This window comes from Christiangramia sp. OXR-203 (assembly GCF_034372165.1).
Classification (GTDB): domain Bacteria; phylum Bacteroidota; class Bacteroidia; order Flavobacteriales; family Flavobacteriaceae; genus Christiangramia.
This window is the reverse complement of sequence record NZ_CP139698.1, coordinates 2294171-2308087: the sequence shown is the minus strand read 5'-3', so window position 1 is coordinate 2308087 and position 13917 is coordinate 2294171. Positions and strand designations below refer to the sequence as shown.

Genomic DNA, 13917 nt, shown 5'->3' with positions numbered 1-13917 from the left:
TTTTATAGACTCTCTAGATTATAATCTGGTACAGAAATCTTTTTCACAAAAATTAATCCATCATACATTTCTGAAATCTTTTTCGGTATTAAATGAAAATCTTTAGGATTATATCCTGGCCCTCCTAAAATTAACTGTTTCTCTTTTTTATTAAAGAAATCAATTTCATCGTCTTGCGAAAGTTTATTTATATCTAGAAAAAAAATATTCGTATTCGCTTCAAATAGCGTTTTTGAATATGTTCTTTTGAAAGGTTTATCGACGGTAAAAATTTCCCAATGATGTGGTTTGTTTTTTTCTGCTACATATCCTAACAAATTGCCTACTCCGAAATCGAATCCTACGCTGTAGTAATCATTATGATACCGTTCATTTAAATGTGCTCCTAGACTAGTCCAACCGCTTCCGTATGAAATTCTTTCAAGATTGTTTATATGTTCATTATGCGCCCAAATAAAAGCTTTCCCGTTTTTAGTAAGGCTATCAATAATATGTTCAGCATTTTCAAACATTTTCAAATCTCGAACATTACTACCATTATCTTGAACATAATAGGTGTAGTCCATTAAATAGTCTAAAGATCTAAGAACATCCCTAGTTTCTTGAAGTGAATTACTTGAAGATTTTATCTCAGAATCTACAATTACATTCTTGATTTTTTGCAATTCTGGGTTATGCTTATCTGCCCAATCAGATGGAGAGTTGTAGTTAACTTTTTTATTTACACAACTATCTAATACCGAAAGTAATTTTTCATCAATTAAAATATTACGCGCTTTTGCAAACTCACGGATTTTAATATTTATGCCTTGAACATTTTGAATATCAATACCATAAAAACGAATTTGATCTTTTATAGGTTTATTCAAATTATAACTTCTCATCCATTTTAAAAGATTCGCAACTTCTTGTGTCCGCCATGGGTGAATGCTGAAATTTTCTGCGATAGTATTTATATCTCCTTTTCCTCCACTTATCCACTCATTAATTGCCGACTCTGCTGGATAAGACTCTTCCATCAAAAAAGCCTTTACATTTTTATTGACGACTAAGTATTTAAAGAATTTTGCTTTTATATTAAAAAATTCCTTACCGTGATGAGTTGCTTCTCCAAATCCGAATATTTTCGCGTTTTCAAATTTGTCAGGAATATTACCAATGAAATTTTCTGGAGAAGAATCAGGGTTTGAATCTTCAATTTTTATTAAATTTTCGTTTATCCAATTAACTGTGTTTTTGTTTTGAGAGTAACTTCTTGTAGTTGTTAGTAGTAAAATTAAGAGATATCTCATTATTAATTCGGCTTTTCATTAAAATTTTGCACAACGGTTACGGTTATCGCAAGTTGCGGGAGTAGGGACCCGGACTTGTCGGATTAACTCTTTTGTTTCCTGGTTTCTAAAATTACACTTTTTCGAATAAACCCGTTATTTGCGATGAACCGATGTTGGCACCTGTGTTTTGTAGCGTTTCACTTTTTAGATTTTCCATCACATTGAATAATACTTCTTATTTGATCGAGAATATTCGGCAGATAAGATTGGTCAATTATAAACTCTCCAGTTAATTCATGCCCTAATCCAACTTGATCCATTATAATGAATCGTACCTCGATAAAACCTCCGTATTGATTCGTAAAGTTTAGTCTAATATTTTCTTCTCTAGGTTCAAAAGATGAATTTGTCAGAAGAGTTTCATATTGTTCTTCTAACTCTTTCGCAAAGTTGGTGAAATCGTCTATTTGGACCTTAGTTTTTATATTGCCATAAAAGGAGCCAAGTTTAAATTCCAATTCAGATTTCAACCAGCTTTTATCCCAATCATTGTCAGCAGAAGGATAAGCTCGTCCGATCACATTAATTCTTATTGAATTTTCATCGTTTTTAATCAGTAGAGAATTGCTTTTATCTTCTTTAGTGCTCATTTTCTAACATTGGTGCCAACGGTCCCGGTTACCGCAAGTTGCGGGAGTAAGGACGCGAATTTGTCGGATTAGTGGTTTTAATAATTGGTCTCTAAAATAGACATTTTCATCAAACTACCCGTTATTTGCGGTGAACCGTTGTTGGCAACTGGCGTTTAACCTTGAACATCTAAATATCTTAAATTAAAAAGTGCCTGTGGATCTTTTTCATTTGTTTTAAAAATAACATCGATTATATTCTTCATTTCCAAGCCTAGTTTAATCGGATCATTTGTCTGCTTTATAAATTTTACAAATGTTTTTATTGGGGTGTTTTCAAGCATTTCATCATGTTCCAGGAGTTCTAAATCTGATTTTTTTAGTTCGATATATTTTTGGTTTTTTCCTAATTCTTCCTGATCTAGAATAAAGAAGATTGCATATCCATTTTTAAATTCTTCTGGATCGATTTTGAAAATTTTAAACCATGATGGCGTATATCGGAGTGAGTCCACTTGAATTAGAACTTGGTCTTCTCTAATTATTTCTAATTGAACACGGCTTTTTTTACAATCTTGAATAAATCTTTGGACAAATTCAGTCGGATTTTTTGGATTCCTTTTTAAAGTAAAATTTAGATTATTCCAAAATGCCATTCTTCTTTATTTAATTTATGTCAAGCTTGTTGCCAACGGTTTCGAATAATCGTCAGTTGTGGTTGTACGTATTCGGATTTGTCGGCTTAGGTTTTTGTTTCTTGGTTTCTAAAAATACTATTTTATTTCAAATGGCCACAATTGCGAATATTCGTTGTTATATGCTGTTGCGATACGTCTGAGTAAGAACGAGAGATTTGCCGCTGTCGGGAACATTAAAAGTTTAGATCTCTAATCATTTTCTTATCTGAAATCATTGCGCAAGAGTGAGCGTCCGTCGTAGTTTTACCGAACCGTGAGAAACTCCAGTTTGCCGCGCATTATATTTCTCCCGTTTAAACTGAAACTTCTTTAGCGTAAATATTCAATTGAAAGTCGGTGTTCTTATGCATAAAATTTTAGTTGAACGATAAATGTAAAAACTCATTTCGGATCTGAATCATGTAAGTTAATGATTTACTAAAAGTTCTTACTTCGGATTTTTCGGATGAAGGCTTACATGCACATATTTGTCGGATTAGAAGAATTATTGTTCATTGTAGCTAAAAATGTGCGGAGCAATAGCATATAACGGTTACGGTTACCGCAAGTTGCGGGAGTAGGGATGCGGACTTGTCGGCTTAACTTTTTTCTTTCCTGGTTTCTAAAATTACACTTTTTTCGATTAAACCCGTTATTTGCGGTGAACCGATGTTGGCAATTGTTTTTTATTCGACAATTTTAATTCCAGTTACTTTAGAAATTATTTGAATTGGGAACCAGCCAATTTTAAAATCAGATTTTTTGTTTCCTGGAAGGAATTTAAGAATACACGGTGTTCCAGTTTCTTTTTTCTGAGCTTCATCGATTAAAGAAAATAAATAAAATCCTTGTCTTTGAAATCCTTTGATTATTATAGAATCCATTTCCCTGTTGATTTCACCTACAATATCGACTAGTTCATCTAATAATGGTATCAAATCAAATTCCTCTTCTTGCTTTTCTAATTCAGATTTTACAAGTTTACCCCAAGAGTCATATTTTTCCAACAAGGCATTTCTTGAAATTTTTATCTTCAAACTTTTACCATCAGCATTTTCATTAAAAATTATTGAACCAGTTGGCAAACCACAATGTTGTGCATAATTTCTCAATTTATATAAAAAACGATATGAGAAATGATTGTCGTAACAGCTTGATGTTAAACCTTTAAAGGAGGGTGTAATTTAAACTCTGTCTGAATAGATTTTTTATATTAATATTCAAACAGATTGAAAAATGACACAGGAAGAACTGAACAACATTGAAAAAAAAGCACTTGAACAATTTACGACTGGGAAAAGCCTTTTCGGCAAGGACGGCGCTTTTGCACCGCTGCTCCAAAATTTCCTTGACAAGGCCCTAGAGGCCGAGATGGAGGCTCATCTTGACGATGATGAGCGTCTCAAGGGCAACAAGCGCAACGGCAAGGGCAAAAAGACCCTGAAGACCGGTGTGGGTACTTTCGAGATCAAAACGCCCCAGGACCGCCAAAGCAGCTTCGAGCCCGAGATCGTAAAAAAGCGACAGACCATTTTGGCGGACAACCTGGCCGACAAGATAATCGGCCTCTACGGTCTGGGGATGGGCTATCGGGACATCTGCGCCCATATCAAGGAAATGTACGATACCGAGATCTCGCACAGCGTGCTGACCGATATCACCGATCGGATCATACCCGATATCAAGGCATGGCAGCGAAGGCCATTGGACGTGATGTACTGTATCGTCTGGCTGGACGCCATGCACTACAAGGTCAAGGAGGACGGCAAGGTCCGCCACAAAGCGATCTACAACATACTGGGAATCGACAAAAACGGCCATAAGGACGTGCTGGGCATGTACATCTCGGAAAGCGAGGGGGCCAATTTCTGGCTGCAAGTGCTCACCGACCTGAACAACCGTGGGCTCCAGGACATACTGATAGCCTGTACGGACAACCTGAAAGGGTTCACCGATGCCATCCTGAGCATCTTTCCAAAGACCGATGTCCAACTGTGCATCGTGCACCAGATACGCAACTCGCTCAAGTACGTAGCCTCCAAGGACCAAAAGGAGTTCATGCGCGACCTGAAACTGGTATACAGGGCCAACGGCAAGGAGGAGGCCGAGGACGAACTGCTGGACCTGGAGGAAAAATGGGGCAAGAAGTACCCGGTGGTCATCCAGAGCTGGAACGACAACTGGGAGAACCTATCGAGCTACTTCGCATATTCCGCCCCCATCAGGAAGATTATATACACCACCAACGCCGTAGAGGGGTTCCACAGGCAGGTGCGGAAGGTGACCAAGACCAAGGGCGCGTTCACCAGCGACATGGCCCTTATGAAGCTGATCTATCTGGCGACCATGAACATTCAGAAGAAGTGGACATCGCCATTACAGAACTGGGCAACGACCGCCCAACAATTTTTTATTAAATTTGAGGGCCGCATGCCGCTCGATTTGAGCACAGCCCCTCCGGGGGGTACCCCCCGGAGGGGCTGAGGACCGGACAGAGTTTAAATTACACTCCCCTTTAAAGTGTTTTAATTCTTTTGAATTTTTTCCAAACTTTCTTTTAAGTCTTGATTCACTATGATCTAAATATGTTCTAAAGGAAAATAGACAATTCAAAATATGTCTATTAAGGTCAATATAAACTGAATTTCCTTGGTTTATATTAATCTTATATTCTCGAGTATAATATGTTACTCTGGATTGAAAATCTTTATGATTTAATGGGATTAATTCAAAAAGAGAATTTTCTTTTTCATAGTCATTTAAATCTGAAATATATCTGGAATACTCTTGAAAATCTTTTTCCGTTAAACTTCTTACCTTATTAATATCTTTTCTGTTTTCACCTTTAGCTTCAATAGTTGCCAGTAAGTAAATTGATTCAGACATTCTCTGTTAAAAAATTATTGCCAACGGTCCCGGTTATCGCAAGTTGCGGGAGTAAGGACGCGGACTTGTCGGCTTAGTTGTTTTCATAATTGGTCTCTAAAATAACAATTTTCAGCAAACTACCCGTTATTTGCGATGAACCGTTGTTGGCAACCGGCTAATTTAACGCAAATTCAACTGCACTTTCAGCGTGAATTCTTGTAGTATCAAATACAGGAATATCTACATCCTTATTTTGAATCAATAAAGGAATTTCTGTACAACCTAAAATAACTCCTGCAGCTCCAATTTTTATAGAATCATTGATTATTTTGCTGAATTTTTCTTTGGACTGATGTAGTAATTTTCCGTGAACTAATTCTTCATATATCACTTTATGTATAGTCTCTCTATCATCTTTATTTGGTATAATTACTTCAATACCAAAATTGTTGTAGAGAGTGTTCTTGAAAAATTCTTTTTCCATTGTGAATTTTGTGCCAAGCAACAAAACTTTATCAATACCTTTTTCAACAATCTTTTCGCCTGTAGCCTCTGCAATATGTAGAAATGGAATATTTATATTCTTTATTATTTCATCACTGCATAAATGCATAGTATTTGTACATAAAATGATAATATCAGCTTTTGCATTCTCTAAGTTTTTTGCAGATTCAGACATTATTTTATTTAATCCTGTCCAGTCGTTCCTATATTGTAACTTTTCTATTTCTGCGAAGTCCACGGACTCCAAGATGCATTTTGATGAATGAAACCCACCTAATTTTTCACGTACTTTTTCATTTATGATTTTGTAATAAACTTGAGAAGATTCCCAACTCATTCCTCCAATTAATCCTATTTTTTTCATATTAATCTCTATTGTGAATAACAGGAGTCCAACATCTGTTTTTATGACTTTCTTTCTTATTCTAAATAATCTATCGCATATTGTACCCAATCTCCTACTGTTTCATCCAAATAAACATCAGGTTGGATTCCTATGTTGTCGATTGGATATTCTGGAAGCCGTAACGATTTATAAGTTGGTAATAGTAATTTGTAATTATCGCAACCAAATTTAAAAAAATAGGCATTCGCATAATCTAAAACTCCGGCTGTTGGTGTTCCTAATATTTTGACTTTTTTGCTTTGTTTAGCTTTTAAAACAAAATTTTCTGCTGAACTGCCTACTCCACTATTTGTTAGAATAATGACCTCTTTAGGGCTATTTTCAGCTTTTTTAATAGTGTCGATTTCTACGGTTTTTTCATCAAGATTTATAAATTTACCCAAGTTTTGTTTGTAAATAAAAATGAGGCTATCTAATTCTTGTATTTTTGATTTGTTCTTTAATGAATCTTTTTCTTCAAGACCGTTTTTGTATTTAGTAACTCCATCAATCAAACCTTGAGTAGATAAAAGTTCTACGCCAATATTTCTAATTGGATTAGTAATTATCAACGGAAGTATGTCCGCATAAGCATTATCTGTACCTCCGCCATTATTCCTAATATCGATAATCAGATTTTCGCTTTTTTCAATTAATGATTTGTTTTCTTCAATTAATTTTTCAATTCGTTCTACATAAGGATAATTGAAACTGGATATTCTTAATAATGCCGACTTTGTTGTTAGTTTTTTAAAATAAAAGCCGTCAATTACATTTATTTTGTCTTTAATTTCTGTTGGGTTTAATTTTTCATAAATATTTTGATTGATAAAATTTGACTTCAAGTTATTTATGTGAAGAAGATAATTATCATACAATTCATAAGTGTCATTATACAAAGAATGGTCGGACAGATAATAAGCCACGTCTTTTTTACCGTTTAATTGAAATTTTATATCATTCGGTTTCCAATTTGGATTATCGGTTTCAATTATAAAACCTGTATATTGGGTTTCGCCTGTTTTTTTTATTCCGACCGTATAGTTTTCATTTTTCCAAATCCCCTCAAATTTATCTGTTGATTTTTTAACTTTTCTTTTAAACTCTGTAATATTTATGTCGAATTTTTCAGGTTCGTTTTTTTTCTTTTTGACTATCGGTTTATCTTGTTCATTTGGTAAAATCCAAATATGACCGTCTTTAAAGAATGATGTGTATTTTTTAAGAATATCAATACATTTATCATTATTTGTCTTTTCGGATTCGCTAATCAATTGTTTTTTTAGACTATTGTAAATTAACGTATCCTTGGTCTTTTCTTGAAATCCAGGATAGTCATTTTCAATTTGGCTTATAATTTTTTGCATTGCATCCGCACAATTACATTCGTTTTGAGAAGAAGCTGTGTTTAGACTTAGAATAAAAATTAATAGAAAAATTTTTTTCATCTTTTTAATTGTTTTAGAGTTGATAGTTTAAAGACGATAAAAAAATTTTATTGTTGCAGGATCATCATATTAGCTTGTTGCCAACGGTCCCGGTTACCGCAAGTTGCGGGAGTAGGAACGCGGATTTGTCGGCTTAGTTGTTTTAATAATTGGTCTCTAAAATAACAGTTTTCAACCAACTACCCGTTATTTGCGGTGAACCGTTGTTACCCAAAGTTATAATATTTAGATTTTCTCCAAAGTTCCCCATTCAGTCCAGGAACCATCGTATAAAGATTTTTTATTTTCCAGTACTAATTCACTCGCTAAATAAACTATGCAAGCTGTTACTCCTGATCCACAACTAAAGATCAATTTCTTAGAAGTTTCATTTATGTTTTCAAATATTAATTTCAAATCCTCTGATTTTTTAAATTTCCCACTGTTTAGAACTTTTTCAAATGGAATATTTATTGAATTTGGTATGTTTCCACTTCTTAAGTTTTTTCTCGGCTCTGTTTCTAAACTATTAAATCGTTTAGAACTTCTTGCGTCAATTACTAATATTTCATCATTTTCTAAATTATGCTTTATAAAATTTAGATCTGAAATCATATTATTCTGGAAGTCGGATTTAAAATTTCCTTCATTAAATTCCAAATCATATTCTTGTTGAGTGGGAAATTTTCTTTTAATCCATTCTGGTAATCCTCCATTAAGAACCGATACATCTTTATGACCCATAATTTTAAACATCCACCAAACTCTTGGACTATGGTAAACACCTAAATTATCATACAAGATTATTTTGCTTGAGTCATTTATACCTAATTTTCTGCTCTTAATTTGAAATTGCTCAGGATTAGGCAGCGTGTTGGGGAAAATGGATTCAGAGTCGCTAAAATCATTTTTAAGGTCAAATTTTCTCGCTCCTTTAATCTTAATGTTTTCAACGTCTGATTGAATCCCTGCTATATTAGATTCCGTGCTACAATCTAATATTATAATATTTTCATTTGCTAAAATTTCATTTAATTCTTCAACGCTTAAAATCGGATTTTTCATTAGCAACGAAAACTTGGTTTATAATTTTGGGTAACGGTTACGGTTATCGCAAGTTGCGGGGGTAAGGACGCGGACTTGTCGGATTAACCAATTTCTTTCTTGATTTCTAAAATTACACTTTTTCGACTAGACCCGTTATTTGCGATGAACCGATGTTGCCAACTGGTATTTTTAACTCCAATCTTGTATTGTAAAATCAATTTGAGAAATTTTTTTGATCTCTATCAATTTATTAAAAACAAATCCAGAACCCATTAAATATTTACATTCTGGAATTAAGTAATTATCAATATTTTCGAAAGCTTTTTGGTTTACTGCGATGAAAAAATTTAAACCTTTAAGTGTCATATGATAAAATCCATATCTATCTATAATACTTTGGACGTGTTGATTGAATGAAAATTCCAGTGGCATATCTAGATCCTCAGTTAAACGAATTCCTGTCCGATTTTTGAGATGATATAATGGCAAATCTCCGATATCATATCTTACAAAATTTCTAATTTCATCAAATTGTGCGTCTAAACCATTTTCTGTATTTCTATGATATTCTTGAAGGAAAATATTATAAATCCCTCTCTTAAATTTTTTAGTAAATGCTTCTTCAAAACCAATATTTTTTCGATAATCAATTTTGATTTTAAGTGCATTTTTTGAGTGATAATAATTGAAAAATTGAGATTTAAATTTTTTCCAAGAATTAGAGTCTTTTTTGTTGCTCAATAGAAATCTATGAACATTAAATATCTCTTTTGTAATTTTATCAATTGAATATTTAATTTTTTCTTCGTTATTATCCGAGCCAAAATATTTATTGCATTGATCACAAATATCAAATCCAATTTTGTGTGCATTTAATTTTTTAGGAATGGTATGTGGTTTAGTCAGAAATGAAGTTTCATTACTTGATCTTGAACACCAAATACAAATTCCTTTTTTCTTATATAGTTCAGTCAATTTTCTCTAAAATACTTGTTGGCAACGGTCTCGGTTATCGCCAGTTGGCGGAGTAAGGGACGCGGATTTGTCGGCTTAGTATTGGTTTGTTGGTCAAGTTAATTATTTTCTTTCTAACGCTACCGCTTATTGGCGATGAACCGTTGTTGTGCTGCGTTTAATTACTTGTCTTCGCACGAATCAATATAATATACCTGTCCATTATCTCCAGCTGCGAACTTAATTCCGTTTTCCTTTAAAAATGAATTTTCTTTACGGCCCGAAATATGCCATTTTATATAACCATAGTCACATTTCCCCATATTTCCATTTTTAAATTCACGTTCAACCATTGTGTTGATTTCAGACCAATATTTTTTTCGTGAGTGAATCAATAAGATTGTTGGGTCAAATTCTGGCGGAACAATGCCATCATAATATTTATTGATTCTTTTTAAACTTGGATATCCATATTTGTTAGATATATCAATCATTAGTTCTGTGAATTTATCATCTGCCGGATGAATAAATTCATCCCAAATTCTTTTTACTTTATTTGTTTCAAAATTGTGTGCAAAAATGTATTCTCTTGGATCGTCTAGAGTTTCAAGACTATCAATGATTGATTTATCAAATGTTTTGAAAAGTATATATTCTCTCATTGCTTGATCGTACTGATAACTAAAACGTAATTCCGCCATAATTGAATCAATATTTTTTTCGAAAAGTTTTTCTTTTTCCGTTTGAGAGAATAGTGGATTAAAAGTGATAATTAAAAGTATCAGAAATATTATTTTTTTCATTTTTCCTTTTTCTTTTCCAAATTGGATTTTGATATTAAATGCTGCACAACGGTCTCGTATATTCGTCAGTTGTGGTAGTGAATATACGGATTTGTCCGATTTAGTTTTTAATTCTTGGTTTCTATTAAACTTTCTTTTAGTTCAATGGCCGCAATTGCGAATATGCGTTGTTGGGCACTGTTGGTTTTAGCCGATACCTTTCAAATTTCTTTTTATTATTTTTTCTTCTTCTTTACTGATTTTTAAAAACTTTAATTCATAAGGATAAATATAAATTGAATCTCTATATTTTTTGCTTCGGTTAGTGTATTTACCGTGACATTTACAAGTTTCTATTTCAACTTTAAAAATTTTTAATTCAGATTCGAAATTACCCTTGGATAGGTTAATATTTATTGGGTTACCTTGTTTAAAAATATCTGGATTTATGCACTTATCATCTTTTAAATAGAAAAATGTATCGACTTTCAAGTCCTTTCCTTTTTGATTTAATTCAATATCTCTACAACAAGCAGCTATCTGTAAATCACAATCAAAAACTAAATTTATTTGCGCATTTTGATTTGTAATTGAATCTATATTAGAAATATAGTAATATGATATTTCAGGATCAATGGAATTTTTAGTTCTTGTTATTTCCTGAATTATATAATTATTTTGTGTTTCTACCGAATTATCTTGTTTTTGGACTCCGCAAGATGTTACAGTGATAATGGTAAAGACCTTAAGAATAATACCAATAAAGCATCTTTTTATCATTTCAGTTTTTTTTTCTTTAATGAAACTGATCTTTCTTAACCAATTGTGCCCAACGGTTACGGTTATCGCAAGTTGCGGGAGTAGGGACGCGGACTTGTCGGATTAGTTATTTTCTTTCCTGGTTTCTAAAATTACACTTTTTCTGCAATACCCGTTATTTGCGATGAACCGATGTTGTATGCAGTACCGATAACTATATCTTAAAAACTAATTTGGTATTCTGCTCAGAAGTGAATTGTAATTCTTTTTCTTCTTGAAAGGTCAGATACAAAATATGTATAGGATAAATAAGATTAATAATATCACATTTTTCTTTTATAAATTTTACTTGATCTATATCATTATATAAAATTAAAATATCCAGGTCATTAGCTTTTTTTGGATTATTTAATATTGATCCGAATAAATAGACGTGAACATTTTTTAGTTTTTTTTCAAGTTCTTCATAGAGAATTTCAAGTTCTTTATTTATTTCTTCCAGTTCCATTTTAAATTAAGTTTACCCATAAGTTCACCCCATTTTAAAATTTTAAAATTTTTGGATTCAGCAAGTTCATATGCTGATTCTGTGATTTTCCCATTAGGATTAGCTTTTAGAACTGCATCAAATTCTCCATAATTTTCAATTGCGCTTCGAATTGATTCCAAACCTATATCATAATCATCAAGGGCTATAATCGTGACAGAAGGTAGATTGTATCTTTTTATCTCATATCTTTTGTTATCTATCCGAGTTATATCTATGACTTTATCGTGCTGATTTAATCCTCTTGTAATAAATTTGGTTTGTGGATGTAAGTAATTAGATATATCAGATTCTTTGAGTACTCTAAAAAGATCACCGAAACTACCAATAATCTTACTTCTCCCTTCTAAAAAAACATACACTGATCCGCAAATAAACGGATCTTTTTTTGTGTGTAAAATGAAGTTTGCATCATTCTTTTCAATTAGACTTTTTATATCGGCAAGGCTTATATTCTTATTAGATATTGTTGTTACTATTATAACCTCGCCGTCATCTCTTGAAATTTGTAAAAGGTTCTGATCTAAAATATCAACTGAATCAATTTCATCATAATTTTCAGTTTTTTCTATTATCCATTCAAAGGTGGATTTTCTAGCCATAGTTAATCTTTAAATATATTATTGAGTTCTTTAGGGAATTGAGTAGCATTGATCTCTACGTTATTAATATGCCTATCTTCTAAATCTAACACATGTTGTCTAAACAATTCTACAGTTTCAATTTCAAATTCTTTTAGTTTAGAGTAATTACCATCGATAATGCCTAATAATTTCCGATTATTAGGTAAAATTATTTGTCTAATTTTTGAAAGCCATATTTTTGGGACGTTACTTTCTGGATTAAAACGTTCTTCCGTGAGAGGTCCATAAGTCTTAAAAATGGTTTTATTTTCATTCAAGATTTTTACTACATTTTTTCTAGTCTCGAATCTATTATCATATTCTCTTATCTTAAATAGATTTTTTATCCTCTCACTATGATTATTTTTCCATTGAATAATAATCTTTTCAGGAAATTCTTTTTCCGCCTTATCAATTTTGGTATGACAAGTTGGACATAAAAGAATTAGATTGGAAAAAGTACTTCTTTTATCTTTTGATAAATCTTTATCAGATCTGGGACCTGTATCACTATCACTTATTATGTGAGCCATTTCCGCGATATGAATTTCTGATTTACCTATACTTAAGAATAAATTTTCATTACAATTAGGATTTTGACAGTAACCTCCAGAATCTGCAAATAATTTGAGCTTTGTATGTGCATTAGGATTTACTCGACCTTTAGTACATTTCATATTATTCTATTTCTTGAGGTATTGCATACAACGGTCTCGGTTATCGCCAGTTGGCGGAGTAAGGGACGCGGAATTGTCGGCTTAGTATTGGTTTGTTGGTCAAGTTAATTATTTTCTTTCTAACGGTGCCGCTTATTGGCGATGAACCGTTGTTGTGCCTAGTGCATTTATTCTATCCATCCTTTTGAAAGTACTTTTTTAATGTTTGAATTATCAAATATGAATAAATATAATCTGCCACTTGAGCCTTCTTTTCCAAGTCGTTTTTCAGTGACTTGAATCAACATTGTTTCAGAATCAATTTTAGAAATAATTGCATTTGGTTTACTTTTCTTTTTTAAGCAATCAATTTCAAAGATCTTTCCTTTTTTAAAATTTGAATTTTCAATTTTCCTGTAGATAATATTTGCTCTTTCTGAATTAGTTGAAAAAACTTTTTCTTTAGGAATATCCAATTTATAAGAAATGTAGTCAGGTGCGAAACTATCATAATTCCAACCATCTCTTATGAATTGATCAAATTTTATCTTTCTTGTTTTTAATGTTTCGTCCTTTTTCAAATATTCAGTTGCAGAATATATTTGTGGACAAATAAGTTCTTCATTATTAAATTGATCGTTATTCTGACTAAAAATTATTGTCGGAATTAAAATCAGAATTATTGTAATTAGGTTTCTCATCTTATGCATTAGGCACAACGGTCTCGGTTATCGCCAGTTGGCGGAGTAAGGGACGCGGATTTGTCGGCTTAGTATTTTGTTGTT

General features: G+C 32.5%; 15 protein-coding genes. 1 reads left to right on the top strand and 14 read right to left on the bottom strand.

Features of this window, described 5'->3' with window-relative positions; genetic code table 11:
• Positions 1 to 2 precede the first annotated feature (2 nt).
• The 4 genes from T8I65_RS10650 to T8I65_RS10635 form a co-directional block, all read right to left on the bottom strand.
• The gene (locus T8I65_RS10650; protein ID WP_322300588.1) at positions 3 to 1292 is read right to left on the bottom strand and encodes an erythromycin esterase family protein; all 1290 of its coding nucleotides are present in this window, start codon (positions 1290 to 1292) and stop codon (positions 3 to 5) included.
• A gap of 179 nt (positions 1293 to 1471) precedes the next feature.
• On the bottom strand, positions 1472 to 1924 hold the full coding sequence (locus tag T8I65_RS10645) for a hypothetical protein (RefSeq protein ID WP_322300587.1): 453 nt from the start codon (positions 1922 to 1924) through the stop codon (positions 1472 to 1474).
• 155 nt (positions 1925 to 2079) lie between these two features.
• The gene (locus T8I65_RS10640; protein ID WP_322300586.1) at positions 2080 to 2559 is read right to left on the bottom strand and encodes a hypothetical protein; all 480 of its coding nucleotides are present in this window, start codon (positions 2557 to 2559) and stop codon (positions 2080 to 2082) included.
• A 707-nt stretch (positions 2560 to 3266) separates the two neighbouring features.
• Positions 3267 to 3692 (bottom strand): hypothetical protein, encoded by a 426-nt coding sequence (locus T8I65_RS10635; RefSeq protein ID WP_322300585.1) that lies wholly within the window; start codon positions 3690 to 3692, stop codon positions 3267 to 3269.
• 124 nt (positions 3693 to 3816) lie between these two features.
• Here T8I65_RS10635 and T8I65_RS10630 point away from each other — a divergent pair, with 124 nt between their 5' ends.
• Positions 3817 to 5064, top strand: a complete 1248-nt coding sequence (locus tag T8I65_RS10630) for an IS256 family transposase (RefSeq protein ID WP_322300584.1) — start codon at positions 3817 to 3819, stop codon at positions 5062 to 5064.
• A gap of 559 nt (positions 5065 to 5623) precedes the next feature.
• Here the strand turns inward: T8I65_RS10630 and T8I65_RS10625 are convergent.
• The 10 genes from T8I65_RS10625 to T8I65_RS10580 form a co-directional block, all read right to left on the bottom strand.
• On the bottom strand, positions 5624 to 6316 hold the full coding sequence (locus T8I65_RS10625; protein ID WP_322300583.1) for an aspartate/glutamate racemase family protein: 693 nt from the start codon (positions 6314 to 6316) through the stop codon (positions 5624 to 5626).
• Between the two features lie 56 nt (positions 6317 to 6372).
• Positions 6373 to 7785, bottom strand: coding sequence for a S41 family peptidase (locus tag T8I65_RS10620; RefSeq protein WP_322300582.1), 1413 nt, complete (start codon positions 7783 to 7785; stop codon positions 6373 to 6375).
• A gap of 225 nt (positions 7786 to 8010) precedes the next feature.
• Positions 8011 to 8829 (bottom strand): sulfurtransferase, encoded by an 819-nt coding sequence (locus T8I65_RS10615; protein ID WP_322300581.1) that lies wholly within the window; start codon positions 8827 to 8829, stop codon positions 8011 to 8013.
• 171 nt (positions 8830 to 9000) lie between these two features.
• Positions 9001 to 9786 carry a hypothetical protein gene (locus T8I65_RS10610; RefSeq protein WP_322300580.1) on the bottom strand — a complete coding sequence of 262 codons (786 nt, stop codon included), beginning with the start codon at positions 9784 to 9786 and terminating at the stop codon, positions 9001 to 9003.
• 161 nt (positions 9787 to 9947) lie between these two features.
• A complete protein-coding gene (locus tag T8I65_RS10605; RefSeq protein ID WP_322300579.1) occupies positions 9948 to 10568 on the bottom strand; it encodes a hypothetical protein in 621 nt (206 codons plus the stop codon).
• Between the two features lie 186 nt (positions 10569 to 10754).
• Positions 10755 to 11327: a hypothetical protein gene (locus tag T8I65_RS10600; RefSeq protein WP_322300578.1), complete on the bottom strand. Its 573-nt coding sequence runs from the start codon at positions 11325 to 11327 to the stop codon at positions 10755 to 10757.
• Between the two features lie 193 nt (positions 11328 to 11520).
• Positions 11521 to 11814: a nucleotidyltransferase domain-containing protein gene (locus T8I65_RS10595; RefSeq protein ID WP_322300577.1), complete on the bottom strand. Its 294-nt coding sequence runs from the start codon at positions 11812 to 11814 to the stop codon at positions 11521 to 11523.
• Positions 11796 to 12455: a hypothetical protein gene (locus T8I65_RS10590; protein ID WP_322300576.1), complete on the bottom strand. Its 660-nt coding sequence runs from the start codon at positions 12453 to 12455 to the stop codon at positions 11796 to 11798. The genes T8I65_RS10595 and T8I65_RS10590 overlap by 19 nt, the downstream gene beginning before the upstream one ends.
• Positions 12456 to 12457: 2 nt before the next feature.
• Positions 12458 to 13153: an HNH endonuclease signature motif containing protein gene (locus T8I65_RS10585; RefSeq protein ID WP_322300575.1), complete on the bottom strand. Its 696-nt coding sequence runs from the start codon at positions 13151 to 13153 to the stop codon at positions 12458 to 12460.
• Between the two features lie 167 nt (positions 13154 to 13320).
• Complete coding sequence (locus tag T8I65_RS10580) at positions 13321 to 13833, bottom strand: hypothetical protein (protein WP_322300574.1); 513 nt, start codon at positions 13831 to 13833, stop codon at positions 13321 to 13323.
• Between the last annotated feature and the right edge of the window lie 84 nt (positions 13834 to 13917).

What these genes read in the sequence shown, in the direction of transcription:
- T8I65_RS10650 (WP_322300588.1), bottom strand. Translation starts at nt 1,292, where the DNA reads ATGAGATATCTCTTAATTTTACTACTAACAACTACAAGAAGTTACTCT.
- T8I65_RS10645 (WP_322300587.1), bottom strand. Translation starts at nt 1,924, where the DNA reads ATGAGCACTAAAGAAGATAAAAGCAATTCTCTACTGATTAAAAACGAT.
- T8I65_RS10640 (WP_322300586.1), bottom strand. Translation starts at nt 2,559, where the DNA reads ATGGCATTTTGGAATAATCTAAATTTTACTTTAAAAAGGAATCCAAAA.
- T8I65_RS10630 (WP_322300584.1), top strand. Translation starts at nt 3,817, where the DNA reads ATGACACAGGAAGAACTGAACAACATTGAAAAAAAAGCACTTGAACAA.
- T8I65_RS10625 (WP_322300583.1), bottom strand. Translation starts at nt 6,316, where the DNA reads ATGAAAAAAATAGGATTAATTGGAGGAATGAGTTGGGAATCTTCTCAA.
- T8I65_RS10620 (WP_322300582.1), bottom strand. Translation starts at nt 7,785, where the DNA reads ATGAAAAAAATTTTTCTATTAATTTTTATTCTAAGTCTAAACACAGCT.
- T8I65_RS10615 (WP_322300581.1), bottom strand. Translation starts at nt 8,829, where the DNA reads ATGAAAAATCCGATTTTAAGCGTTGAAGAATTAAATGAAATTTTAGCA.
- T8I65_RS10605 (WP_322300579.1), bottom strand. Translation starts at nt 10,568, where the DNA reads ATGAAAAAAATAATATTTCTGATACTTTTAATTATCACTTTTAATCCA.
- T8I65_RS10600 (WP_322300578.1), bottom strand. Translation starts at nt 11,327, where the DNA reads ATGATAAAAAGATGCTTTATTGGTATTATTCTTAAGGTCTTTACCATT.
- T8I65_RS10595 (WP_322300577.1), bottom strand. Translation starts at nt 11,814, where the DNA reads ATGGAACTGGAAGAAATAAATAAAGAACTTGAAATTCTCTATGAAGAA.
- T8I65_RS10590 (WP_322300576.1), bottom strand. Translation starts at nt 12,455, where the DNA reads ATGGCTAGAAAATCCACCTTTGAATGGATAATAGAAAAAACTGAAAAT.
- T8I65_RS10585 (WP_322300575.1), bottom strand. Translation starts at nt 13,153, where the DNA reads ATGAAATGTACTAAAGGTCGAGTAAATCCTAATGCACATACAAAGCTC.
- T8I65_RS10580 (WP_322300574.1), bottom strand. Translation starts at nt 13,833, where the DNA reads ATGAGAAACCTAATTACAATAATTCTGATTTTAATTCCGACAATAATT.